Source organism: Pseudomonas sp. GP01-A4 (assembly GCF_058780865.1).
The window spans coordinates 17158-42466 of the sequence record NZ_JBYSWF010000008.1 but is presented as its reverse complement, the minus strand read 5'-3'; the positions used below and the strand labels follow the sequence as shown (position 1 = coordinate 42466).

General features: G+C 63.3%; 15 protein-coding genes. 3 read left to right on the top strand and 12 right to left on the bottom strand.

What is annotated here, in order from left to right:
* Nucleotides 1–43 precede the first annotated feature (43 nt).
* From AC3WKX_RS07620 to glgB, 3 genes are all read left to right on the top strand, one after another.
* Nucleotides 44–2041: an alpha-1,4-glucan--maltose-1-phosphate maltosyltransferase gene (locus AC3WKX_RS07620; RefSeq protein ID WP_102605565.1), complete on the top strand. Its 1998-nt coding sequence runs from the start codon at nucleotides 44–46 to the stop codon at nucleotides 2039–2041.
* A gap of 140 nt (nucleotides 2042–2181) precedes the next feature.
* Entirely contained in the window at nucleotides 2182–5529 is a 3348-nt protein-coding gene (gene treS / locus AC3WKX_RS07615) for a maltose alpha-D-glucosyltransferase (protein ID WP_102605564.1), read from the top strand.
* Nucleotides 5526–7760 (top strand): 1,4-alpha-glucan branching protein GlgB, encoded by a 2235-nt coding sequence (gene glgB / locus AC3WKX_RS07610; protein ID WP_102605563.1) that lies wholly within the window; start codon nucleotides 5526–5528, stop codon nucleotides 7758–7760. Before treS ends, glgB begins: the two co-directional genes overlap by 4 nt.
* A 129-nt stretch (nucleotides 7761–7889) precedes the next feature.
* On the opposite strand, the gene AC3WKX_RS07605 is transcribed toward glgB, so the two are convergent.
* The 12 genes from AC3WKX_RS07605 to glgA form a co-directional block, all read right to left on the bottom strand.
* Entirely contained in the window at nucleotides 7890–10475 is a 2586-nt protein-coding gene (locus AC3WKX_RS07605; protein ID WP_102605562.1) for an autotransporter family protein, read from the bottom strand.
* A 95-nt stretch (nucleotides 10476–10570) separates the two neighbouring features.
* Nucleotides 10571–11332, bottom strand: coding sequence for a PIG-L deacetylase family protein (locus tag AC3WKX_RS07600; RefSeq protein ID WP_003207524.1), 762 nt, complete (start codon nucleotides 11330–11332; stop codon nucleotides 10571–10573).
* A gap of 187 nt (nucleotides 11333–11519) precedes the next feature.
* Nucleotides 11520–12179 (bottom strand): glycosyltransferase family 2 protein, encoded by a 660-nt coding sequence (locus AC3WKX_RS07595; protein ID WP_003207526.1) that lies wholly within the window; start codon nucleotides 12177–12179, stop codon nucleotides 11520–11522.
* Nucleotides 12176–12775 carry an SAM-dependent methyltransferase gene (locus tag AC3WKX_RS07590; protein WP_102605561.1) on the bottom strand — a complete coding sequence of 200 codons (600 nt, stop codon included), beginning with the start codon at nucleotides 12773–12775 and terminating at the stop codon, nucleotides 12176–12178. Before AC3WKX_RS07590 ends, AC3WKX_RS07595 begins: the two co-directional genes overlap by 4 nt.
* Nucleotides 12772–13530 (bottom strand): PIG-L deacetylase family protein, encoded by a 759-nt coding sequence (locus tag AC3WKX_RS07585; RefSeq protein WP_003207531.1) that lies wholly within the window; start codon nucleotides 13528–13530, stop codon nucleotides 12772–12774. The genes AC3WKX_RS07590 and AC3WKX_RS07585 overlap by 4 nt, the downstream gene beginning before the upstream one ends.
* Nucleotides 13527–14525: an acyl-CoA dehydrogenase family protein gene (locus tag AC3WKX_RS07580; RefSeq protein WP_102605560.1), complete on the bottom strand. Its 999-nt coding sequence runs from the start codon at nucleotides 14523–14525 to the stop codon at nucleotides 13527–13529. The genes AC3WKX_RS07585 and AC3WKX_RS07580 overlap by 4 nt, the downstream gene beginning before the upstream one ends.
* A 1-nt stretch (nucleotide 14526) precedes the next feature.
* Nucleotides 14527–16686, bottom strand: a complete 2160-nt coding sequence (gene glgX, locus AC3WKX_RS07575) for a glycogen debranching protein GlgX (RefSeq protein ID WP_003207536.1) — start codon at nucleotides 16684–16686, stop codon at nucleotides 14527–14529.
* A gap of 123 nt (nucleotides 16687–16809) precedes the next feature.
* Nucleotides 16810–17076 carry a DUF2934 domain-containing protein gene (locus AC3WKX_RS07570; RefSeq protein WP_003207537.1) on the bottom strand — a complete coding sequence of 89 codons (267 nt, stop codon included), beginning with the start codon at nucleotides 17074–17076 and terminating at the stop codon, nucleotides 16810–16812.
* A 23-nt stretch (nucleotides 17077–17099) separates the two neighbouring features.
* Nucleotides 17100–19856: a malto-oligosyltrehalose synthase gene (locus AC3WKX_RS07565; protein ID WP_102605559.1), complete on the bottom strand. Its 2757-nt coding sequence runs from the start codon at nucleotides 19854–19856 to the stop codon at nucleotides 17100–17102.
* Nucleotides 19853–21937, bottom strand: coding sequence for a 4-alpha-glucanotransferase (gene malQ, locus AC3WKX_RS07560; protein WP_087692374.1), 2085 nt, complete (start codon nucleotides 21935–21937; stop codon nucleotides 19853–19855). The genes AC3WKX_RS07565 and malQ overlap by 4 nt, the downstream gene beginning before the upstream one ends.
* Nucleotides 21934–23685 carry a malto-oligosyltrehalose trehalohydrolase gene (gene treZ / locus AC3WKX_RS07555; RefSeq protein WP_087692373.1) on the bottom strand — a complete coding sequence of 584 codons (1752 nt, stop codon included), beginning with the start codon at nucleotides 23683–23685 and terminating at the stop codon, nucleotides 21934–21936. Before treZ ends, malQ begins: the two co-directional genes overlap by 4 nt.
* A gap of 17 nt (nucleotides 23686–23702) precedes the next feature.
* Nucleotides 23703–25262: a glycogen synthase GlgA gene (glgA, locus tag AC3WKX_RS07550; RefSeq protein ID WP_102605558.1), complete on the bottom strand. Its 1560-nt coding sequence runs from the start codon at nucleotides 25260–25262 to the stop codon at nucleotides 23703–23705.
* Nucleotides 25263–25309 lie beyond the last annotated feature (47 nt).

Here is a 25309-nt window from a genome sequence, read left to right as displayed (position 1 = left end):
TCAAGCACAAGAGCGTCCACTGGGCGTTAAGGGGAGATGCTCGATGACTGCTGAAACACTGACTCAAGACGATTCAACCTCCACATTACCGCTGTCCCAGGCACTGTTGCTGCCAAGGATCGCGATTGAAAGCACGACCCCGGTGATCGATGGCGGCGAGTTCGCCGTCAAGGCTGTGGTTGGCCAGCGCGTGCAGGTTGCCAGCAAGGTGTTCGCTGATGGCCACGACAAGCTTGCGGTGATGATCCGCTGGCGCCCGCGCAGTGAAGAAAGCTGGCACAGCGTGGTGATGACCGATGTCGGCAACAACGGCTGGGAAGGCGCATTCACCGTGACCGCCCAGGGCCCGCATGAGTATTGCATCGAAGCCTGGATCGACACGTTTGCCAGCTTTCGCTACGAACTGAGCAAGAAACACGAGGCCGGGGTGCCCGTCAGCCTGGAGTTGCAGGAAGGTCGCAGCCAGGTCTTGCAAGCCGCCGAGCGCAGTGACAATGAGCTGCGTGACCGCTTGATGTTGCTGCACCACGAACTCTCCGGTTTGCTGGAAACCGAGCAGGTCGCGTTGTTCCTGCACGAAGACAGTGCACACCTGATGACCCAGGCCGATCACCGCGCCTATTTGAGCATCAGCCCGGTGTACCCGATTGATGTAGAGCGCGAGGCTGCGCAATTTGCCAGCTGGTACGAGTTGTTTCCCCGCTCGATCACCGACGATCCCGCGCGCCATGGCACATTCAACGATGTGCACTCACGGCTGTCGATGATCCACGACATGGGCTTTGACGTGCTGTACTTCCCGCCGATCCATCCGATCGGTCGCAGCCACCGCAAGGGCAAGAACAATTCCCTGACCGCCGGGCCGGACGACCCGGGCAGCCCGTATGCCATCGGCAGCGAAGAGGGCGGCCACGAGGCGATCCATTCGCAGTTGGGCACCCGTGAGGATTTCCGCAACCTGGTCAAGGCCGCCGCCGACCATGGCCTGGAAATCGCCCTGGATTTTGCCATCCAGTGCTCCCAGGACCACCCGTGGCTCAAACAGCATCCGGGCTGGTTCAACTGGCGGCCCGACGGCACGATCAAATACGCCGAGAACCCGCCGAAGAAATACCAGGACATCGTCAACGTCGACTTCTATGCGGCCGACGCGATTCCCAGCCTGTGGGTCGAGTTGCGCGACATCGTGGTCGGTTGGGTGGAAGAGGGCGTGAAGACCTTTCGCGTCGACAACCCCCACACCAAGCCGCTGCCGTTCTGGCAATGGCTGATCAGCGATGTGCGTTCTAAATACCCCGAAGTGATCTTCCTCGCCGAAGCCTTCACCACCCCGGCGATGATGGCGCGCCTGGGCAAGGTTGGTTACTCCCAGAGCTACACCTACTTCACCTGGCGCAACACCAAGGCAGAGTTGAGCGAGTACCTGAGCGAACTGAACGAGTCGCCGTGGCGCGAGTGCTTCCGGCCGAACTTCTTCGTCAACACCCCGGACATCAACCCCGGCTTCCTGCATGAATCCGGCCGCGCCGGCTTCTTGATCCGCGCCGCGTTGGCCACCATGGGCTCAGGCCTGTGGGGCATGTACTCGGGTTTTGAACTGTGCGAAGCGGCCCCGGTGCCGGGCAAGGAAGAGTACCTGGACTCGGAGAAGTACGAGATCCGCCCGCGAGACTTCACGGCGCCGGGCAACATCATTGCCGAGATCGCCCAGCTCAACCGCATCCGCCGGCAGAACCCGGCCTTGCAGACGCACCTGGGGCTCAAACTCTACAACGCGTGGAACGACAACATCCTGTACTTCGGCAAACGCAGCGAGGATGGCAGCAACTTTATCCTGGTGGCCGTGAGTCTCGACCCGTTCAACGCCCAGGAGGCCAATTTCGAGTTGCCGCTGTGGGAGCTGGGCTTGCCGGACGATGCCCAGACCCAGGGCGAAGACCTGATGACCGGCCACCGCTGGACCTGGTACGGCAAGACCCAGTGGATGCGCATCGAACCGTGGCATCAGCCATTCGGCATCTGGCGCATTACCGTAAGTTGAGATCGTTCCCACGCTCCGCGTGGGAATGCAGCCCCGGACGCTCTGCGTCCCCCAAGCGTGACGCGGAGCGTCGCAACAGGCATTCCCACGCAGAGCGTGGGAACGATCAGCGGCCCTCACGAATTTTCCAGGAGTTTCCAATGGCGAAGAAACCCAAGGCTGCCACCTTTATCAAAGATCCGCTCTGGTACAAGGACGCGGTGATTTATCAGGTTCACGTCAAATCGTATTTCGACTCCAACAACGACGGCATCGGTGATTTTCCCGGGCTGATCGCCAAGCTCGACTACATCGCCGACCTTGGTGTGAACACCATCTGGCTACTACCGTTCTACCCCTCGCCACGCCGTGACGATGGCTACGACATCGCCGAATACCGCGGCGTGCACAGCGACTACGGGACCATGGCCGACGCCAAGCGCTTTATCGCCGAAGCCCATAAACGCGGGCTGCGGGTGATCACCGAGCTGGTGATCAACCACACCTCCGACCAGCACCCCTGGTTCCAGCGCGCCCGCAAGGCCAAGCCCGGCTCGGCGGCGCGGGATTTCTACGTATGGTCCGATGACGATCAGAAATACGACGGCACCCGGATCATTTTCCTCGACACCGAAAAGTCCAACTGGACCTGGGACCCGGTCGCCGGCCAATACTTCTGGCACCGCTTTTACTCCCACCAGCCGGACCTCAACTTCGATAACCCGCAGGTCATGAAAGCCGTCCTGTCGGTGATGCGCTACTGGCTCGACATGGGCATCGACGGCCTGCGCCTGGACGCGATTCCGTACCTGATCGAGCGCGACGGCACCAACAACGAAAACCTCCCCGAAACCCACGACGTGCTCAAGCAGATCCGCGCCGAGATCGACGCCAACTACCCCGACCGCATGCTCCTGGCCGAAGCCAACCAATGGCCGGAAGACACCCAGTTGTACTTCGGGGACAAAAAGGGCGACGACGGCGATGAGTGCCACATGGCGTTCCACTTCCCGCTGATGCCGCGCATGTACATGGCGCTGGCCCAGGAAGACCGTTTCCCGATCACCGACATCCTGCGCCAGACCCCGGAGATCCCGGCCAATTGCCAATGGGCAATCTTCCTGCGCAACCACGATGAACTGACCCTGGAAATGGTCACCGACAAAGAGCGCGACTACCTCTGGAACTATTACGCTGCCGACCGCCGTGCACGTATCAACCTGGGGATTCGCCGCCGCCTGGCGCCGCTGATGGAACGCGACCGCCGGCGCATCGAGCTGCTCAACAGCCTGCTGCTGTCGATGCCGGGCACGCCGACCCTGTACTACGGCGATGAGATCGGCATGGGCGACAACATCTACCTCGGTGACCGCGACGGCGTGCGTACGCCGATGCAATGGTCCATCGACCGCAACGGCGGCTTCTCCCGCGCCGACCCGGCCAGCCTGGTATTGCCGCCGATCATGGACCCGCAATACGGCTACCAGTCGGTCAACGTCGAAACCCAGACCCAGGACCCGCACTCGTTACTGAACTGGACGCGGCGCATGCTCGCGGTGCGTAAACAGTCCAAGGCGTTCGGTCGCGGCAGCCTGAAAATGCTCTCGCCCAGCAACCGCCGCATCCTGGCGTATACCCGCGAATACGCAGGCGCCGATGGCAAGAATGAAATCATCCTGTGCGTGGCCAACGTGTCCCGCAGTGCCCAGGCCGCAGAACTGGACCTCTCGGCGTTTGCCGGCATGGTTCCGGTGGAGATGCTCGGTGGCAATGCCTTCCCACCGATTGGCCAGCTGAATTTCCTGCTGACCCTGGCGCCGTATGGCTTCTACTGGTTCGTGCTGGCTGCGGAAAACCAGATGCCAAGCTGGCACGTGGAACCGGCACAAAGCATCCCGGACTTCACCACCCTGGTTCTGAAGAAACGCATGGAAGAATTGCTCGAAGCACCGTGCCGCACCACCCTAGAACAGAATGCGTTGCCGGCGTGGCTGCCCAAGCGCCGCTGGTTTGCCAGCAAGGATACGGCGATCGACAGCGTGCACATCGCTTATGGCGTGCGCTTTGGCGACCCGCAGCATCCGGTGCTGCTCAGTGAAATCGAAGTCACCAGCGCCGGCCAGGTCAGCCGCTATCAACTGCCGTTCGGCTTCCTTGGCGAAGACCAGTTCACCAGCGCCTTGCCGCAACAACTGGCGCTTGCCCGTGTACGGCGAGTGCGTCAGGTAGGTTTGGTGACCGATGCCTTCAGCCTCGACACTTATATCCGCGGCGTGCTCCAAGGCCTGCAGGCCAAAACCGTCCTCGACTCCACCGATGGCGAGATTCGCTTCGAGCCCACGGCGCAGTTGGCCAAACTGGAATTGAACGACGAGTCGGAAGTGCGCTACCTCGCGGCGGAGCAGTCCAACAGTTCCGTGGTGGTGGGCGGCAGCCTGGTGCTCAAGCTGATCCGAAAAGTCAGCGCCGGGGTTCACCCCGAGCTGGAAATGGGCGCCTACCTGACCGAGGCCGGCTACGAGCATATCTCGCCGCTGCTGGGCTCGGTGATCCGCCACGACGCCGATGGCCAGGACAACCTGCTGATGATCGCCCAGGGTTACCTCAGCAACCAGGGCGACGCGTGGGGCTGGACCCAGAATAACCTGGAGCGAGCGATTCGCGACGAACTGGCCGAAGCCATGTCCGAGCAGGAACAGCACTACAACGCCCTTGGCGAGCTGGCGGATTTCGCCGGCTTGCTCGGCCAGCGCCTGGGCGAGATGCACCTGGTGCTGGCGGCGCCCACCACTAACAAGGCGTTCAAGCCCGAGGTCACAACCCTCAAGGACAGCCAGGGCTGGGCCAGGCACGTAGGCGCACAAATCGACCACGCCTTGCAGTTGCTCAAACAGCATCAAACCAAGTTGAACCCTGCCGATCAGGCGTTGGTCAGTGCTTTACTGGAGCAGAAAAAGGCCATCGCCAGTCACGTTCAGGACCTGGCGAAAGCCACGGTGGGCGGGTTGCGCATTCGCGTGCACGGCGACCTGCACCTGGGCCAGGTACTGGTGGTCAAGGGCGATGCCTACCTCATCGACTTCGAGGGCGAACCGGCGCGGCCGTTGCCTGAGCGTCGCGGCAAACACAGCCCGTACAAGGATGTGAGCGGGGTGCTGCGCTCGTTTGATTACGCGGCGGCCATGGCGGTGAATGTGCAGGGCGTCGACCAGTCGCCCGAGGCCAATGCGTCCCGGCAACGTGTGGCGGATCGCTACTTGCATGAGGCCAAGCAGGCATTTATCCAGGCCTATCACGCTGCCACGACTACACTGGCCCATGACTGGCAGGATGCCAAAGGCCAGGACGCAGCGCTGGCGTTGTTCAGCCTGGAGAAGGCCGCGTACGAAGTGGCCTACGAAGCAGAGAATCGCCCGAGCTGGTTGCCGGTGCCGTTGCAAGGTTTGCACGGGCTGCTCAGCGGGTTGAAACCAATATCGAAAACTGCACGCGGTGGGGAGACGTCATGAGTTTTACAAGCAAAGAACCGCTGCAGGAAAAGTTGAGTGTGATGCCCAAGCCTGCTGATATCGAAGCCCTGGTGCGGGCCGAGCACCATGATCCATTCTCGATCCTGGGTCCCCATGACGACGAGCAGGGCGGCCAGTTCATTCGCGCCTTCCTGCCGGAAGCACTGAGTGTCCAGGTCCTGGCCCGCGACAGCGGCGAGCACATCGGCAGCCTCGATGCGACCCAGGTGCCGGGCTTGTTTGTCGGGCATTTCGGCAGCCGTCAGGCGTACTTGCTGAAGATCCAGTGGGCCGGTGGTGAACAGATCACCGAAGACCCTTACAGCTTCCAGCAACTGCTGCTGGGGGAGATGGACCTGTATCTGTTTGCCGAAGGCAATCACCGCGACCTGAGCAGTTGCCTCGGGGCACAAGTGACCAGCGTCGACGGTGTCCAGGGCGTGCGTTTTGCGGTATGGGCACCTAATGCCCGCCGTGTCTCGGTGGTGGGCGACTTCAATATCTGGGACGGGCGCCGTCATCCGATGCGCCTGCGCCATCCGTCCGGTGTGTGGGAGATTTTCATCCCGCGCCTGCAGCCCGGCGCGGCCTACAAGTATGAAATCCTCGGTGCCCACGGCATTCTGCCGCTCAAGGCCGACCCCATGGCCCTGGCCACGCAGTTGCCGCCGGATACTGCGTCCAAGGTCGCTTCGCCGCTGCAGGTCGACTGGCAGGACCACGACTGGATGCAATCGCGCAGCGAGCGGCAAAAGCCCAGCGCACCCTTGTCGATCTACGAGTTGCATGCCGGTTCCTGGCAGTGCGAGCTGGATGAAGTCGGCGAGGTGTCCCGCCAGTACAGTTGGCGCGAGCTGACCGAGCGGTTGATCCCTTATGTACAGCAGTTGGGCTTCACCCATATCGAACTGATGCCGATCATGGAGCACCCGTTCGGCGGCTCATGGGGTTATCAGGCGCTGTCGCAATTTGCCCCGACGGCACGTTTCGGCTCGCCGGAGGATTTCGCGTTTTTCGTCAACGCCTGCCATCAGGCCGACATCGGCGTGATCCTGGATTGGGTGCCGGCGCATTTCCCCACCGATACCCACGGCCTGGCGCAATTCGACGGCACCGCGCTGTACGAATACGCCAACCCGCTGGAAGGCTTCCACCAGGATTGGGACACCCTGATCTACAACCTCGGCCGCACCGAAGTCCACGGCTTCATGCTGGCGTCGGCGTTGCACTGGCTCAAGCATTTCCATATCGATGGCCTGCGGGTGGATGCGGTGGCCTCGATGCTGTACCGCGACTATTCGCGCAAGGCCGGTGAATGGGTACCCAACCGCCACGGCGGGCGGGAAAACCTTGAGGCCATCGACTTCCTGCGCCACCTCAACGATGTCGTTGCCCTTGAGGCTCCCGGCGCGCTGGTGATCGCCGAGGAGTCCACCGCATGGCCGGGCGTAAGCCAGCCGACCCAACAGGGCGGCCTGGGCTTCAACTACAAGTGGAACATGGGCTGGATGCACGATTCGCTGCACTACATCCAGCAGGACCCGGTGTACCGTGCCCATCACCACAACGAGCTGAGTTTCGGCCTGGTGTATGCCTGGTCCGAGCGTTTTATCCTGCCGATTTCCCACGATGAAGTGGTGCACGGCAAACACTCGTTGATCGACAAGATGCCCGGCGACCGCTGGCAGAAATTTGCCAACCTGCGGGCGTACCTGAGCTTCATGTGGATGCACCCGGGCAAGAAGCTGCTGTTCATGGGCTGCGAGTTCGGCCAATGGCGCGAGTGGAACCACGATCAGCAACTGGACTGGTACCTGCTGCAATACCCCGAACACCGGGGCGTGCAGAAACTGGTGGGCGACCTCAACCGTCTGTACCGCGAAGAGCCGGCGCTGCATGACCAGGACGACGCACCACAGGGCTTCCAGTGGTTGATTGGGGATGACGCGATCAACAGCGTCTACGCCTGGTTGCGCTGGAGCAAGGACGGCAGGCCGGTGCTGGTGGTGGCCAACTTCACACCGGTACCGCGCGAGGCCTACAAGGTCGGCGTGCCGTTTGCCGGGCGCTGGAGCGAGGTGATCAACAGCGATGCCGACACCTATGCCGGTTCCAACTTCGGCAACGGTGGCGGGGCGTTTACGGAGGAGGAGCCCAAGCATGGGCAGCCGTTGTCGCTGTCGCTGAACCTGCCGCCATTGGGCGTGCTGATCCTGCGACCGGACGCCTGACTTCCAGCCGATGAAGACCCCATGTGGGAGCGGGCTTGCTCGCGAATGCGCAGTACCAGTGCCAGATTTTTTGGCTGACACACTGCATTCGCGAGCAAGCCCGCTCCCACAGTGGGGATGTGTTGTGGCTTAGAAGTCGACCCTTATGCCAATCGTGCCTTTGCGCCCATTCAGCTGATTACTGTCCAGATTGCTGTTGTACCCCACCTCGCCATACACACTGACCGTACTCGATACCTGCAGCGTTGCCCCGGTGCTGACGTCCAGCGTGGTGGACTTCTGTTCGGTGCTGATGTCCGTGCTGTCATTGAACCTGACAGTGTTATTCCCGGCGCTGGCGTGCCACACGTTGGTACGCACATAAGGCAGCAGGGGCATGCCGCTCACGCTGTAGCTGCCCTTGAGGCGGACACCGAGACGGGTGACGACGTTAGTGTCGGCGTGGAATGAGACATCCGAGATTCCGTCGTTCTGGCTGTCCACATAGCTTCGATCGACAATCACCTGGGCCTGCGGCTCGACCTCCCACTGTTCAGACACCGCAAACGGCATTCCCACCTCCACAGACCCCAGCACGTTGTGGCCCTTGGTTGGGAGTTTGACGCCCCGGTCGGATTCACTGTGGCCATCGAACCGTGTACCCATCAGCACGACATCGATATAGGCGCGGTTGGCGCCGATGAGCGTCCAATACGCGCCCAGGCTGTCACCGCGCAGGGTGGTGTTGCCGGCGTCCTTGCCCTGAAAACCGCCATTGAAACCCGCCACATTGCCGGTCAGGCGGCTGTGGCCGACAAAGAAGCCGAAGCGTTGGGTCAGGCCAGCGTCGTTGGTCCAGGCATACAGGTCAGTGCCAACCTGGAAACCGGACAGGGAGCTGTCCAGCGACGGGCTGACGGTGCCGGCGAATGATTGCCGCGTGCTGCTGCCATACACCCGGCCCCAACCGGCCGCTAAAGCGCCAGGTTGACGTTGCAGGCTTTGATCGCCCGTGCGTTCGTGGTAGGTGCCCAGCATGCCCTGGACCATCTGCTGCACGGCGGGAAACAACACGGCATACACCGGGACTTCCGGGCGATAGATGGGTATGGGTTCTTCTCCCGGGAAAATCCCCGGGAGGTCCGGCGTGCCATCGGCGGGGACGGGGGGGAGAATGCCCACTGGGTCGTCAGGATCCTCAGGGTTGGGCAGCGGCGGCGCCACCACCGAGGACCGCAGGAACCAGTTTTGCCCGGTGCCCGGCGTTACGCCTCCTTTGAACAGGTAGTACTCATAGGCGCCTGCGGAAACGGATCCACCGCGCAGGGTAAACGCCAGGTCGCTGCTCGTGGCACCGTTAAGCGCTTCAACCACCTGGATGCCGTTCTGCAGCGTCATGGCGCCGGGGCCGGCAAGGTTGGTGACGGTGATGGTAGTGCCGCCTTGCAGCGTGCCCTGGCTGACTACCAGCTTGTCACTGGCCGAGCCGTCGGCGCCGAGTACCGATTGCAGCGCGAGTTCGCCACCATTGCCGGTGTAGTTGCCGTTGACGGTCAGGCTGTCGGTGGCGCTGGAACTGCCGGTGGTCATGTCGATCAGGCCGCCGTTGTTCAGGTTGGCTTGTTGCCCGGCCGCGAAGGGGCTGATGCTGCCCTGTGTTACCTGCAGGGCGGCACTGCCAAAAATATTCAGGGTACCGGTGGCTGTAGCGCTGTCACCGAGCTTGAAGTCGCCGCCCAGGGTCAGGCGCGAATTGTTGTCCAGGTTGACGGTTTCCCAGTTGACATAGCGGGTTGGCGTGGCGGATCGGGTGTTGTCGAAGGTCAGGGTGTCGTTACCCAAACCACCATCCAGAAGTGGTGTGGAGGCCAGGGTGGTTTCGGTCAGGTTGAGCAGGAAACCCCTGTCAGCGCCATCACCCATGAGGATTTCCTTATGGATCAGACCGCCGCCTTCCCAAGTGAACTCATCGTTGCCAAAGCTGGCGAGGATCTGCCCACTTATTTCCCCTCCGCTGACGTTGATGATGTCGTCGCCCCCGCTGACGCTGATGTTGCCACCAACCGTTCCTCCGGAAACCAGGATGGTGTCGTTTCCGAAGCCAGTAACGAGGTTGCCGATGATCGCTCCACCCCGCAGGTCAAACAGGTTGTTGTCGAGCTTCATGTCGACCCGTCCGATGCTGCCACCGGTCATCAGCGCTACATCTCCATCTTCAAAAGCGCCGACAATCCTGCCACTGCTCATGGTGAACTCGTCACGGCCGTCGCCCTGAGCCAGTGAGGCGACGGTGCCACCGCTCTGGAAGTACTGGTCTACCCCGTCACCCTGAGAGATTGCACCGGAGCTGCCGCCGCTGATTTGCGCAATATCACCGCCCGCGCCTTGCGTCACCGTGCCGGAGATATTGCCATTGAACAGTTGGAAAATATTTCTTCCGTCACCTTGATTGATCGCACCGTTGATCGCGCCGGAATCCATCGTGACCCGATCATCTCCCGCGCCATAAGTCACGTTGCCGACGATGATGCCGGTGCCGCCGACGGGGAACTCAAGGATGTTGCTTCCTTGTAAATCCGTCAGCGCGCCAGCACTGCCATCGCTGCACAGGGTGGTGTCGTTGCCTGCGGTTATGACCAACGTACAGGCGGCCTGCGCGGGGAGAGGCCAATTGAGCAACAGCGTCGTCACGCTGCAGACGCTCAGATACGTCACTGATGAAAACCGCGTGCTCATGATTCGCCCTCCCTGCAAGCCGGTGTTCCAAGCTAGCCACACAGAGAGAGCGTTCGCTACTGTCAGAAGTTACAGGTATAGACGAGTGGGTGCGCCTACAAAAACACAATCTCATAGGGCTCGCGCATGCGCTCCAGCAGCACCTGCGCCAGGATCGGCGCCAGGCCGATTTCCGGGTCGCCTGCCAGTTGGCTGGCATAGGCGTGGGCGGCGTGCAGCTTGCGGGCGACGCTCCAGGTGTCGAGCCGCACCTTGCGCGCGCGCTGCCAGGGGATGGCGGCGGTTTCCCGAAGCGGCCAGTGCCACGCCCAGATCGGCAGTTCGTGCAAGCGCACGCCCTTGACTGCGCAGGCTTTGGCAGCGGCACGGCCGACGGCGTCGTGGTCGTCATTGCCGTCGTTGCGCCAGGTGGTGAACACCACGTCGCCGGGTTGCAGGTAGCGCGCAATGAACTGGCTCATTTGCTGTTCCCGCGCGGCCAGGGCGTTGTCGGCGAAACCGCCGCGGATCCATTTCAGGCTGTGCAGGGGCACGCCCAGGCGGCGCAGGGCTTCGACACTTTCCTGGGGCCGCACCACGCTCAAGCGTTTGGCCGGCCACACGGCAGACCCCGGATGGCTGGCGCTGCCGTCGGTGATGGAGATCAGTTGCAGGGAGTATTCAAGGGTGCTGAGCAATTGCAGCAGACCGCCGCAGGCGATCACTTCATCGCCGGGATGCGGGGCGATGATCACCACGCGGGCGCCCTTGGGCACCAGGGTTGCGGGGTTGATGGCAGGGATTTGCGCGAGTTGCGGGGCGCTGTTCCAGATTTGCGCGGGGCCCCGGCGGTTGTCACTTAACAGTGCAGGCTTCATGGGTGTCACGTCCTTGTTTATCGGTGGTGCAGGCCGTACCCCGTTGACGGGACGGCTCTTGTGGTACGCGAGCGTCAGGTACTGCACGCTCGCGGCGCGACGGCGTTCCAACCCTGGATTGCCGTGCAAGGAACAGTGATGATAGTTATGAATTGCCGCTTTAACACCGCCGGGTGTCGCAATTTTTTCAGGAGGCCTGCATCAGGCTCTTCAGGTAATCACCGAAGCCGCCCTGGGCGCGACAATCCAGGCGGGCACTGGTAATCACCTGGGGCGAGTGGCTCCAGGCAATGGAAGCCCCGCAGCGCTCCAACTGGCGCACCAGCTCCACGTCTTCATGGCAGGGCAGGGGCTCGAAACCGCCGGCCCGCACGTAGGCGCCGGCACTGACGCCCAGGTTGGCGCCGTGGATATGCCGATGCCCGTCCCGGGCGGTGTAGGCCTGGTGATAGCGGATCTGCGCCGCCGGGTCGAAGCCCTCGCTCCAGGCGTCCACCGTCACCGTGCCGCACACCGCATCCACGCCCAGGGCCAGTTGCGCCACCAGCCAATCGGGAGCGACGCGGCTGTCGGCGTCGGTGCAGGAAATCCAGCGCGCGCCGTTGTTAAGCAGGTGCCGCGCACCCACGCCGCGCACGTGGCCCACGTTTCGCGCCTGCACTTCCAGGCTGTGCACCTGGTATTCGCGGGCGATCATGGCGCTGCGGTCGCTGCAGCTGTCGAGCACTGTCAGAATCTGCACCTCTTCACCCAGCAGGCCCGGATGACTGGCGGCGACCATCGCAGCTTTCAGGCATTCGGGCAGCAGTTTTTCTTCGTTATGCACGGGTATCAGGATGCCGATCATCGCAGTCCCTCCAGGGTCGCAACCGTGGTGCCGTCGCGGCTCCATAAATCCAGTAGAAAATCGCTTTCGTGATGCTGCGCCAGATGTGCCATGCCCAGGCGCTGGCCGAGGCGCGCATGCACCTGTTCGGCGGTCTGCGGGCAGCCTTCGATGACCGGGCGCCAGTGGCAGGCGAGGATTTGTCCGTCAGGCGTCAGGGAGGCGAGCGCGCGATCGATCAGCCCATCGAAATCCTTCGGGTCCAGGTAGTAGCAAAGCTCGCTGAGCACGATCAGCTCGAAGGTATCGCTGGGCCATTGCTGCGGCAGGCGGCTCTGCTGCACGGTGGCATGGCTGAAACCCCGCAGCCGCGCCTGTGCCAGGCTGACCGCCGCTTGTGCCGTGTCACAGCAGAGCAGGCGGTCACAGCGCGGGGCCAGCTCGAAGCTCAGTTCGCCATTGGCGCAGCCGGGTTCAAAGATCGAGGCATAGCGCGGCCGGGTCAGCAGCGCCAGGGTCAGGGCCCGCTTGCGCTGTTCATACCAGCGTTGCCGAAAGGCCCAAGGATCGTCGTTGCCGGCAAACAGCTCGTCGAAATAGGGCGTGGCGACACTCATACGAACACCACTTCAAAAGGTTGCAGCAGGCGCTCCAGCACATAGGGCGCGAGCACCGGCGGCAGGCCGATCTGCGGGTCGCCTTCCAACTGGCTGGCGAAGGCATGGATGGCGTGCCGTTTACGGGCCACGGCTTCAGGTGTCAGGGGGATTTTACGAGCGCGATCCCAGGGCACCTGGCTGTCTTCCGGGGTTGCCCAATGCCAGGTCCACACGGGCAGCTCGAGCAAGGTGGCGCCCACCGCCCGGGTCGCCTTGGCACTGGCACGGCCCACGGCCTCGTGGTCGCAATGGCCGTCTTCGCGCCAGGTGGTGAAGACCACGTCGCCGGGCTTGAGGTAACGCTCGATGAAGCGGCTCAGGTCTTCTTCACCTGCGGCGACCTGGCTGTCGCTGAACCCGGCCCGCAACCATTTCAGGCTGTGCAACGGCAATCCCAGCCGGTGCAGGGCCTGCGCCGACTCTTGCGGCCGCACCACGCTCAGGCGTTCCACCGGCCAGCGGCGCGAGCCGGGATGACTGGCGCTGCCGTCGGTGACGGAGATCAGCAGGATAGGGCGATCCAGCGCGGCAAGGCCTTGCAACAGGCCGCCGCAGCCCAGGACTTCGTCATCCGGATGTGGCGCGATGATCACGGCGCGGCTGCCTTCAGGCACCAGTTCGGCAATGTCTACGCAAGGCAGCTCGGCCAGTCGCGACGAGCTTTGCCACACATGCAAGGGCGTGCCCTGGCCGACGATTGGATTGATCTTCATAGTTCCCATCTCCCTGGGCGCTCATCGGCGACTTGTTGACCAAGGGCGGCCAGGTCGCGCTCGGCGTGACTTTGCCGCAGGTACACCGGCAAGTCGGCCATCAACTGGGCAAAATGCGGGTCCTTGCAATACGGCCCGGCGCCCAGTGCTCGGCCGACATGGTGAATCACCTGGTCGACGGTTTCTTCGATACAGGCCCGTGCCTGTTGTGCCAACAGCCGGGCATCTGCCTTGGGCTGCCGGTCGATATGGGTGGCGCTGTCGCGCAGCACACAGGCCGCGCTGTGCAAGGCACTGTCGACGCTGCCAAGGTGCGCCAGGGCGTGGGGCTCCGGGCGTTTTGCGCACTGCTCGCGCAAGGCCTCCGCCAGGCGTTGTGCCGCGCCGTACCAGCAGGCGGCGATGCCGATGCCGCCTTGCCAGAAACCCGGGCGCGCCAAATAGTCCCCAGGCTTGCCGATGGCCAGGCCAACGGCGTCGTGGAAAAGCACTTCAACACTGCCCGTAGCGGCCATGCCCACGGCCGCCCAGCCCTCATCGGTGACGGTTACGCCGGGCTGGTGCATTTGCACTGCAACCAGTTGCTGGCGATCCTCTTCATCCCACGCCGTGAGCAAGCCGTGGCTGACCACCGCCGCGCCCGAGCACCAGGCCTTGCGGCCCTCCAGCCGCACACGTTGGCCGTCGCGACGGATCCGCACCCTGGCGGTGGGCGGCTCGGCCGCCCACATGCCCCACGTGCTGCCAACCGGCGGCAAGGGGCTGTCGAGTTCAGCGATGATCGCCAGGGCGTCAGTGTGGCCCTCGAACAACTTGCACAACCGCAGGTCATGGCCGGCGACTTGCGCCAGCCGGCTGAAGCGTTCCAACGTTTGCCCGCTGCCCGGCAAGGGCAACTGGTCCAGGCCTTCCTCCACCAAAGCCCTCAGCGCAGCGCCAAGGGCCTGGGTGTCCGGGTAATCCCGGTAGCCGCGAAGAAACTCATGCAAGGCCATGTCACACCTCGTCCTCATGCTGCAATTCAAACAGCAGCAGCGAACGCCCGGTGACCGCGTATTCGTGATCGAAATCGAAGCGTTCCTGGCCACGCACTGCCGGCTGGTTGGTGTCGAGCATGCAGGTCCAGAAGCCGCCATCCGGCACCGGTGGCAGGCGGAAATTGACCATGTCGTGGTGGGCATTGACCACCAGCAACAACGTGGCATCGGCCCCCGGGCGGCGAATCCCGGTTTCCTGGGCGCGGCCATCCATCAGCATGCCCAGGCAACGGCCATGGCTGTCCTGCCATTGCTCGATGGTCATTTCATCGCCGCTCGGCGCGAGCCAGGTGACGTCCTTGACCCCGATATCTTCGTTGTAGTCGCCCACCAGGAAGCGCCCGCGACGCAGGATCGGGTACGCCAGGCGCAACTTGATCAGGCGCTTGACGAACTTGAGCAGGGCCTTGCCGTCTTCATCCAGTTCCCAATTGATCCAGCCGATCTCGCTGTCCTGGCAGTAGGCGTTGTTGTTGCCGTGCTGGGTCCGGGCGAACTCGTCACCGGCTACCAGCATTGGCGTGCCCTGGGCCAGCAGCAGGGTGGCGAAGAAATTGCGCATCTGGCGCAGGCGCAGCGCGTTGATTTCCGGGTCGTCGGTAGGGCCTTCGACACCGTGGTTCCACGACAGGTTGTTGTTGCTGCCGTCCTGGTTGTTCTCGTCGTTGGCTTCGTTGTGTTTGTCGTTGTAGGACACCAGGTCGTGCAGGGTGAAACCGTCGTGGGCGGTGATGAAGTTCACCGAGCTGTACGGCCGGCGGCCGCGCTGGTTGAACATCTCGCCCGAGGCGGTCATGCGTCCGGCGAAGTCGGCCAGTTGGCCGTCGTCACCTTTCCAGAACGAGCGCACGGTGTCGCGGAAACGGTCGTTCCATTCCACCCAGCCCGGCGGGAAACCGCCGACCTGATAGCCGCCGGGTCCACAGTCCCAAGGCTCGGCAATCATTTTCACCTGGCGCAGCACCGGGTCCTGGCGGCAGGCCACGAGGAAGCTGTGGCGCTCGTCGAAACCGTCGCGGTAGCGGCCAAGGATGGTTGCCAGGTCGAAGCGGAAGCCGTCGACATGCATCTCGGTCGCCCAGTAGCGCAACGAGTCGGTGACCATTTGCAGCACGCACGGGTGGCTCAGGTCGAGGGTGTTGCCGGTGCCGGAATCGTTGATGTAGAAGCGCTTGTCATCGGGCATCAGGCGGTAGTACGAGGCGTTGTCGATGCCGCGCATGGACAGCGTCGGGCCTTGCTCGTTGCCTTCGGCGGTGTGGTTGTAGACCACGTCCAGGATCACTTCCAGCTTGGCTTCGTGCAGGTGCGCGACCATTTCCTTGAACTCGGCGATCTTGCCGCTGGCCAGGTAGCGCGGGTCCGGGGCGAAGAAGGCGATGCTGTTGTAGCCCCAGTAGTTGGTCATGCCTTTTTGCAGCAGGTGCTGGTCGTTGACGAAGGCGTGCACCGGCAGCAACTCGACCGATGACACACCCAACTGGCGAATGTGCTTGAGCACATCGTCGACCATCAGCCCGGCGCAGGTGCCGCGCACTTCCTCAGGCACCGAAGGGTGGCGCATGGTGATGCCGCGCAGGTGGGTTTCATAAATGATCGTGCGATCCCACGGCGTGCGCACTGGCTGGTCGTTGCCCCAGGTGTGGGCCGGGTCGATGACTTTGCACTTGGGCACGAAGGGCGCGCTGTCGCGTTCGTCGAAACTGAGGTCGGCGTCCGGATGGCCGATGGTGTAGCCAAACAGGGCCTCGGACCATTTGAGCTCGCCCACCAGCTGTTTGGCGTAGGGGTCGATCAGCAATTTGTTGTGGTTGAAGCGATGACCGTTGGCCGGGTCATAGGGACCGTACACGCGGTAGCCGTAGATCAGCCCGGGGTGGGCGTCGGGCAGGTAGCCGTGGAAGGTTTCGTCGGTGTATTCCGGCAGTTCGATGCGCTCCAGCTCGACTTCGCCGCTGTCGTCGAAGATGCACAGTTCGACTTTGGTGGCGTTGGCCGAGAACAGCGCAAAGTTGACCCCCAGACCGTCCCAGGTCGCGCCGAGAGGGAAGGGCAAACCTTCACGAATCCGCGACGGCTCGTTTTCCGGCGTCGAGTTGGGCTTGTTGGGTTTGCTCATTGAGATGCTCCTGCAAAAGGGTTTTTCCGGGCCGAACGGGGCCATTCCGGCGTGATGCCGGGTAGATATCGGTAGTTGGATAGCCTCCTGCGGTGCGGGCGCACCTGCAGGAGGATCTTTGGGTCAGGGGGCCTTGGGCTTCTTCGCAGCAGGCTTCTTCGCCGCCGGCACTGCGCTTGGCTTGGCTGCCGGTTTGGGCGCTGCCGCTGCGGGCTTGGCTTTTGGCTTGGCCTTGGCGGCGGCCTTCGGTGCCTTGGATGGCGTCAGCGCTTCGGCTTCCGCCAGTTTGCGCGCCATTTCCCAGTGTCGTGCGTCCTCGCCATGGGGTTTACCTTCAGATTCCCAGATCTGATGTGCCAGTTCGCGGATGCGTTTGTCTTCAGTACTCATCGCAATGCTCCTCACAGAAAATTTCAGCTTTCTTGATCATCAGGATTGATAAAGACATTGACCGGGAAATCCCCCAGGGCAGCGCTGATCATGAGCTCCTTGTTTGGTGTGACTGCGCCTGTTCGGAAAAGTCCCTTCCAATTTTGGGTTGGAGCGGCGAACGGTAATCGGACCCGGGTATCGCCCCAAATCTGCGCGTTGATCAGGGGATACACACCGTTTTCAAGCAGCCGGTGAGGCCAGCGTGGCACCACCACCAGCAGCTGTTTGCCCTGGTATTCGCGGTAGAAAGCGACCACCCGCTCGGCGTGTTCGCCCACCACTTCCAGAGGCTCGTACGTGCCCTGGCGAAACAGTTGCGGATGCGCCTCGCGCAACCCCAGGACCTGGCTGATCAACGCCTGTTTTATACGCCCGTCATGCCAGTTGAACATCAGCTCGCCGATGTCCGGCGGCGTGTGCAGCCCCTGTTGCCGTGCGGGGTAGTCCACCGGGCGGCGGTTGTCAGGGTCTACCAATGTGAAGTCCCAGAACTCATCGCCCTGGTACAGGTCCGGCACGCCCGGCACGGTGAGGCGAAGCAAGGATTGCGCCAGCCCGTTGAGCGCGCCGGCCGGGGCGATGGCCTGGGCGGCCCCGCCGATGGCATCGCGCAGGGTCTTGCCGGCGTCCTCCAGCAGCAGCCGTGACAGGAACGCTTCGACACCTTGCTCGTACAACTCGTTGGGTGCGCTCCAGCTGCTGTTGAGCTTGGCTTCACGCAGGGCTTTTTGCTGCCACTGCCACAGGCGCTGGTGATAGTCCGCCAGGCCCTCGGTATCGTCGCGGTGCAGGTCCAGCGGCCAACTGCCCAGCAGCACCTGATAGAGGATCAGTTCGTCACCCGCGGACGGCGTGTTGGCATCGCTGCGCAGGCGGGCGGCAAGGGGGCGCCATTGCTCCACCTGCTCGGCATACCAGTCGGCGGCCTCGCTGAGCACAGCCAGGCGCGCACGGGTATCTTCGCCGCGCTTGTGGTCGTGGGTGGCGGTGGCCAGCAGGTTGTCGGGGAAGGTGCGCAGGCGTTGCTGATTGACCGCGTGGAAGTCTTCCAGCGGGGCGCTGAATTGTTCGGTGCTGAAACCCACGTCATTGCGCGACAACAACACACCCGAGCGGTAGAACGCAGTGTCTTCCACGGCCTTGGCCGCCGCCGGCGAGGTCAGTTGCTGGAAGCGTACGCAGGCGTGCTTGAGCATCTTGCGTTTGCGGCCCAGGGGGCGGTCGCGCCAGGGTTGGCCGCCGAGCCATTTTTCCAGGTAGTCGAGCACCGGCCAGTCGCCTTCGCTCAAGGTGCTGCGGGCACCGGCCAGGGCTTGCAGGAAAAACACGTCATCCAGTTCGCTGCGGCCCCGGGCGCTGATGTAGGTGCGGTACACCGGGAAATGCACGATCAGTTCCTGCAACGCGCGGCGAATTGCACCCAGGGTCAGGTCGCGGCTCATCACATCGTCCCGGGCCACTTGCAGCAGGGCCTGGGCCACACTTTCAAAATCCCCGGCCAGGGAACCGTTGAGGATCTGCTGCCGGGCCAGCCAGGCTTCTTCGATAAATGAAGACGGGCGCTCGGTGTGGCGGGTCCATAACTCGGCCAGGGGTTCGAAGCCCTTCGGGTCATGTTGCAGCAATGACAGCTGGTTCATGAATTCGTAGCCGGTGGTGCCGTCCACGCGCCAGTCTTCACGCAAGGTTTCGCCTTCGCCGAGGATCTTCTCGACGAAGATCGGCAAGTGCCGCCCACTCGCCAGCGAGTCCACCCGGCGGCGCAGCTTGCGGCAGTAACCGCGCGGGTCGGCGAGGCCGTCGATGTGGTCGATGCGCAGGCCGTCGATCAGGCCTTCGCTGATCAGCTGGAAGATCTTGCCGTGGGTCGCTTCGAACACCGCGCTGCGTTCAACCCGCAGGCCACCCAGCTCGTTGACGTCGAAGAACCGCCGCCAGTTGATATCGTCCGCCGCCGTGCGCCAGCTGGCCAGGCGATAGCTTTGTTGCTCCAGCAGGTGGTGCAGGCGGGCGAAACCTTCGGGCTGGCGGGCGTCGTAGAGGTCGAGGTTCGCTTCGATGGCCTTCAGGGTTTCGGGGTCGCGGGCGGCCTCGATCAGTTCCTGTTTCAGCGCGGCGGCCTGGGGATAGGCGTCCGGCTGGTAGGCCAGGCTGCTGAAGCGATCGGCCAGTGACTTGACGGGCACCAGCTCGCCATATTCCCGCGGGCAGATCGGGAAGCGATGTTCGTAATGCTCGACGTAGAAGCTGCCGTGCTGCGGGTCGAAGCGCAGCGGCAGGGCACCCGATTGCAGGGCTTCGCCGTAGTCGCTGCCCAGGAACGGCATCAGCAGTTGGCCCTTGAGCAGCGGGTCTGGCGAGTGCCATTGAATGTCGAAGAATTCGCTGTAGGGACTCAGGCGACCCCATTCCAGCAAGTCCAGCCACCACAGATTATCGGCACCGCCGACGGCCATGTGGTTGGACACGATATCGAGGATCAGCCCCATGTCATGTTCGCGCAATGCCGCAACCAATCGCCGCAGCGCCGGTTCGCCGCCCAGCTCGGGATTGACGGTGGTGGGATCGACCACGTCATAGCCGTGCATCGAACCGGCGCGGGCGCTCAGCAATGGCGAGGCGTAGAGGTGGCTGATGCCCAGCTCGGCGAAGTACGGCACCAGCGGCACGGCGTCGTCGAGGGTGAAGCCCTTATGAAATTGCAGGCGCTGGGTAGCCCGAAGCGTCAATGCTTTCATCGGTCACGCTCTTGGGCCTGGATGCGCGCCACGGCCAGCAGCTCAAGGCGGCGGGCGGCATTGTCGTCATCGAGCAGGGTGGCGGCATCGCCCGGCAGGCGGCGGCGCCAGTTCGGGTGGGTGTCGGTGGTGCCGGGCAGGTTGGATTGTTCCTCGACCCCCAGGGCGTCCTCCAGCGGCAGCAATACCAAGGGTGCACGGGTGTGGCCCAGGTAGCGCACGCTGGCGTCGATGACGTGGTCGGTTTCGTTGCGCACTTCGTCGATGAAGTTCTGCGGGTCCTGGCTCAAGGCCTGGCGCAGTGCCTGGCGTTCCCGCAGGCGGTGTTCGCTCCATTGCTCGACGGTGGGTGCATCGATCAGGCCCAGTTGGACATTCCAGTCGATATCGCGGCTGTGCCACCAACCGTTGAGGGTCGGCAGGTCGTGGGTGCTGGTGGTGGCCAGCGCGTTGTCCGGCCAATCGAGGATCGGCTTGAACTGGCCGCCGTGGTCTTGTTCGAACAGCAGCACGCGCATGCCGAGGATCGAGCGCGCGATGAGTTTTTCCCGCAGGCCGTCGGGTACGGTGCCGAGGTCTTCACCGAGGACGATCGCCTGGTGGCGGCTCGACTCCAGGGCCAACAGCCGCAGCAGGTCATCCACCGGGTAATACAGGTAGGCGCCGTCCCGTGGCGAGGCGTCCATCGGGATCACCCACAGGCGTTGCAGGCCCATCACATGGTCGATGCGCAAGCCGCCGGCGTGGGCGAAGTTGGCCCGCAGCATTTCGATAAACGCGCGAAAGCCGTTGCGCTTGAGGCCTTCGGGGGAAAACGCGGAGATACCCCAGCCCTGGCCGGCACGGTTGAGGATGTCAGGTGGCGCACCCACGGTCAGTTCCGCCAACAGTTCATCCTGGCGGCTCCAGGCCTGGCTGCCGCCGCCGTCGGCGCCCACTGCGAGGTCGGCGATCAGGCCGACACCCATGCCGCTGCCGCGCGCCGCTTGTTGCGCGCGTTCCAGGCACCGAGCAATCAGCCATTGGCTGAAGGCGTAGAAGCCGATTTCGTCCCGATTGGCTTCGGCAAACTGCACCAGGGCCGGGCTTTGCGGGCTGTGCCAGTCCTCTGGCCAGTGGCGCCAGTCGAGGCTCTCGCCGTTGGCCGCGCGTTCGGCTTGTACGGCTTCGAAGCGGCAGTGGTTTTCCAGGGCTTCACCGCCAGCCTGGCGGAAGCTCAGGAAGTCGGCATGTTGCGGGTGGTCGCCCTGGCGGAAGTCGTCATACAGGGTGCGCAACAGGCGCTGCTTGGCTTTGGCCGCGGCCGGCCAGTCGATCAGGCTTTGTTGCTCAAGGTCATTCAATTCGTCGGCCAGCCCGCTGGCCTCGATGGCAGTTTGCACCGCACGTTCGCCGAGGATGCAGCCGGGGGACGCGTACAAACTGTTGAGGAACAGGCGGCTGGACGGGGAATAGGGGCTGAAGCGCTCGGTGTCGGCGCTGAACATCGCGTGCATCGGGCTAATGGCCAGGGCGTCGGCGCCGCGTTCGGCGGCGGCGCGGGCCAGTTGTTCCAGGGCCTGGGTATCGCCAAAGCCGCCGTCGCCGCTGCGGCGCAGGGAATACAGCTGGGCGCTCAGGCCCCAGGCGCGGGCGGTCTGGGTGTCGACCGCTTCTGCAACGGTGTAGCAATGCGTCGGTGCCACGGCCAGGGTGAAATGCTGGTCGGCAATATGCACTTGTTGGTAGCCGACCGGAATCGAGCCGGGCAACACCGCGTTCTCGTCCAGGCTCAGGTCCAGCACGCTGGAATCTTCGAGGTGAATCTGGCACGGCGTACCGGGAGCGAAGTAGCGCGCCAGGTCCAGGCCGGCGCCGCTGTCGACGGTCATCAGGGGCGGCAGATGCTTGTCTTGTTGCACGCGTTCGAGGTCCAGCAGGCTGGCTTCGATCTCGGCGTCGCTGTCGGCCGGGTGGCCCAGGCCTTTGAGCACGGCGCGCAGGGCGTCGGGCTTTACATGTTGCGGGCGGCCATTCGCGTCGATCCAATCGACGGCCAGGCCCGCTCGGCTGGCGAGTATTTCCAATTGCGCGTCGCTCAAGGGTGCTCTCCAACAGGGGAATGGGTGAGGCTGACGCGGGCGCTGAGGGGAGCCAATTGTTCGGCCCCGCTGGCCTGCGTCACAAATAGGAGGTGCTCGGCAGCCGGGTAGTTCAGAGAATCGGCGCTCAGGTTGAGGTCGATCTGCAACAGGCTGCCATTGCCCAGGCGCCAGCGCGCCGTGACCGCGCCCTCCGCCAGCACGTGCGCACCCAGGGCCATGCTGCCGGGCAGGTGCGGCACGATATGTTGGTGGCGCAGGCTCAACAGGTGCCGGTAGAGCTGCGAGTCGCCGCAGTCGGCGAGGGCGGGTGCCGAGCGGCGAAAGGTCTGCAGGGAGTTGGGGTCGGGAATGCGTTCGCGGCGTTCGGGGTCGCTGAACGCGGCGAAGTCGGCAAACTCATTGCGCCGGCCTTCACGTACCGCCTCGGCCAGTTCGCCGTGATGGTCGGTGAAGAACAGGAACGGCTCCTCGGCATTGACTTCATCGCCCATGAACATCAGCGGGATCATCGGCGACATCAGCAGCAAGGTCGTCGCGGCGCTCAGGGCCTGGGGCGAACACAGTTGATGCAGGCGTTCGCCCAGGGCGCGGTTGCCGATCTGGTCGTGGTTCTGCAGGAACAGCACAAAGGCGCTGGGCGGCAGGTGCCCGCTGGGCTCGCCGCGCGTGTGGCCGTGGCGCGTGGTGTGGCCCTGGTAGATAAATCCTTCGCTCAGGCAGCGCGCCAGTTTTCCCGTGGGGTCCTGGGCGAAATCGCTGTAGTAGGCGTCGGTTTCGCCGGTGAGCAGCACGTGCAGGGCGTTGTGGCCGTCATCGTTCCACTGGGCGTCGAAACCGCTTTCCAGCAGGCTGGCCTGGTTGAATTCGTTTTCCAGCACCAGCCACACATGCCGCCCCGTGTCGACTTGCTGGCGTACTTTTTGCGCCAGCTCCTGCAGAAATTCGGGATCGTTGATGGCGTGCACGGCGTCCAGGCGCAGGCCGTCGAAGCGGTATTCCAGCAGCCACATCAGGGCGTTGTCGATGAAGAAATCCCGGACCTCCCGGCGATCAAAGTCGATGCCCGCGCCCCAGGGCGTGTGCACGTCTTCGCGAAAGAAACCCTTGGCGTAGGTGCCGAGGTAGTTGCCGTCGGGGCCGAAGTGGTTGTAGACCACATCGAGGATTACCGCGAGGCCATAGTGGTGCGCACTGTCGATCAGCTGTTTGAGCTGCTCGGGCGAACCGTAGGAGGATTGGGGAGCGTAGGGCAGGACACCGTCGTAACCCCAGTTACGTTCGCCGGGGAACTGCGCGATGGGCATCAGCTCAATGGCGGTGACCCCCAGCTCGGCGAGGCGCGGCAGTTGTTTCTCGACCTCGGCGTAGCCCCCCAGTACGCCCACGTGTATCTCGTAGATCACCGCTTCGTGCCACGGCCGGCCTTGCCAGTGGCTTTGGCGCCACTGATAGGCCAGGGGGTCGACCACCACGCTGAAGCCGTGAACGTCCGTGGCCTGTGCCCGGGAAGCCGGGTCGGGAACGTCCTGTTCGCCGTCGATGTTGTAGCGGTAGCGGGTGCCCGGCGGGCATTGCAGCTGCACCACAAACCAGCCATCGGCCTGGGGCAGCATCGCTACCGATTTTCCTTCCTCAAATTCAACGCTGACATAAAACGCGTCTGGCGCCCATAACGCGAAGCGGGTGTGTTCCGCATCCAGCATGATCGCGCCGTGGGGCCAGGTTTCCAGAGTCCGTGACGGCATCTATGAAGACCTCTTTTTTACTGTTTCCCCGATCTTCCCAGCGCTTTCGCTACCAGTTGCTCATAAAGTTCGGCATAGGGTTCCACTGCCTGGCACCAGTTGAACGGTGCGGCCATGGCCCGGCAACGCATGGCGTTGAGCAAGCCTGGGAAGGCGAAAACCTTGAACGCGCGGCTCAGGGCCGCTTTGTAGCTTTCGACAGTGGATTCGTTAAACAGGAAGCCGGTGACGCCATCCTCGATGGTGTCGGCCAGGCCGCCGGTGTTGCGAGCGACCGGCAACGAGCCGAAGCGCTGGGCGTACATCTGGCTCAGGCCGCAGGGTTCGTAACGGGATGGCATCAACAGGAAGTCGCTGCCGGCAAACATGCGCCGGGCGTCGGTCTCGTTGAAGCCGATGCGCACGCCGATCTGGCCGGGAAAGCGCAGGGCCAGTGCACGCATGGCTTGCTCTTCTTCCGGCTCGCCACGACCGATGATCGCGATCTGGCCGCCGTTTTCGACGATAAAACTGGAGACCGCTTCGGTCAGGTCCAGGCCTTTCTGGTAGACCAGGCGCGATACCACGGCGAACAGCGGGCCGGTGGAGTCATCCAGACCGAACAGGTTGCGTACATGGGCGGCGTTCTGTGCCTTGCCTTCCCAGTCACCGATGTTGAAGGGGTGAGTCAGGTGCGGGTCGGTGGACGATTCCCAGCTTTCATCAATGCCGTTGGGAATGCCGCTGAGCAGGCCTTGCTGGGTCTTACTGGCGAGGAAGCCATCCAGACCGCAGCCAAATTCGGGGGTGGTGATTTCCTGGGCGTAGGTGGCGCTGACCGTGGTGATATGGCTGGAATACGCCATGCCGGCTTTCAGGAATGACAGCTTGCCGTAGAACTCCATGCCTTCTTGCTGCAAGGCGTGTTCTGGAATACCCAGCTCCGGGCACGAGGCGAGGCTGACCACGCCCTGGTAGGCGAGGTTATGAATGGTGAACAGCGTTGGAGTGCGTGACCCACGCCAGTGCATATAGGCTGGCGCCAGGCCGGCGGGCCAGTCATGGGCGTGCACCAGGTCCGGGCACCAGTGGATCTGCGCCAGGTTGGCGGCAATATCGGCGGCGGCCAGGCCCAGGCGGGCGAAGCGGATATGGTTGTCGGGCCAGTCACGGCCGTTGTTGGCGCCGTAGGGCGTGCCTTCGCGCTCGTAAAGCTCGGGGCAGATCAGCACGTAGATAACCAGGCCGTCCTTGAGGTCCATGCGCCCGATCTTGCATGGTGGCAGCGCGGCGTGGCCACCCAGCTCACCGATGATATGAATCGGGTTGTCGCTGTCCAGCACCTGCGGGTAGCCGGGGATCAGCACGCGCACATCGTGCAGGTGCGCCATGGCGCGGGGCAGGGCGGCGGAAACGTCGCCCAGGCCGCCGGTTTTCACCAGGTCGGCCAGTTCGGAAGTGACAAACAGCACTTTTTTGCGATTGGGATTCACACGTGGGACCGGCCGCACCGTGTTGGGAAGGTCGGCCAATGAGGTCGGCCCGCCAACCGGCTGACTAAAACGCTCTCCCTGAGTATCTACAGCGGCACTGATCATAGTTCTCTCCCGAGTTCTGGTCGGCTGATGGCATATAGCAATCAGCG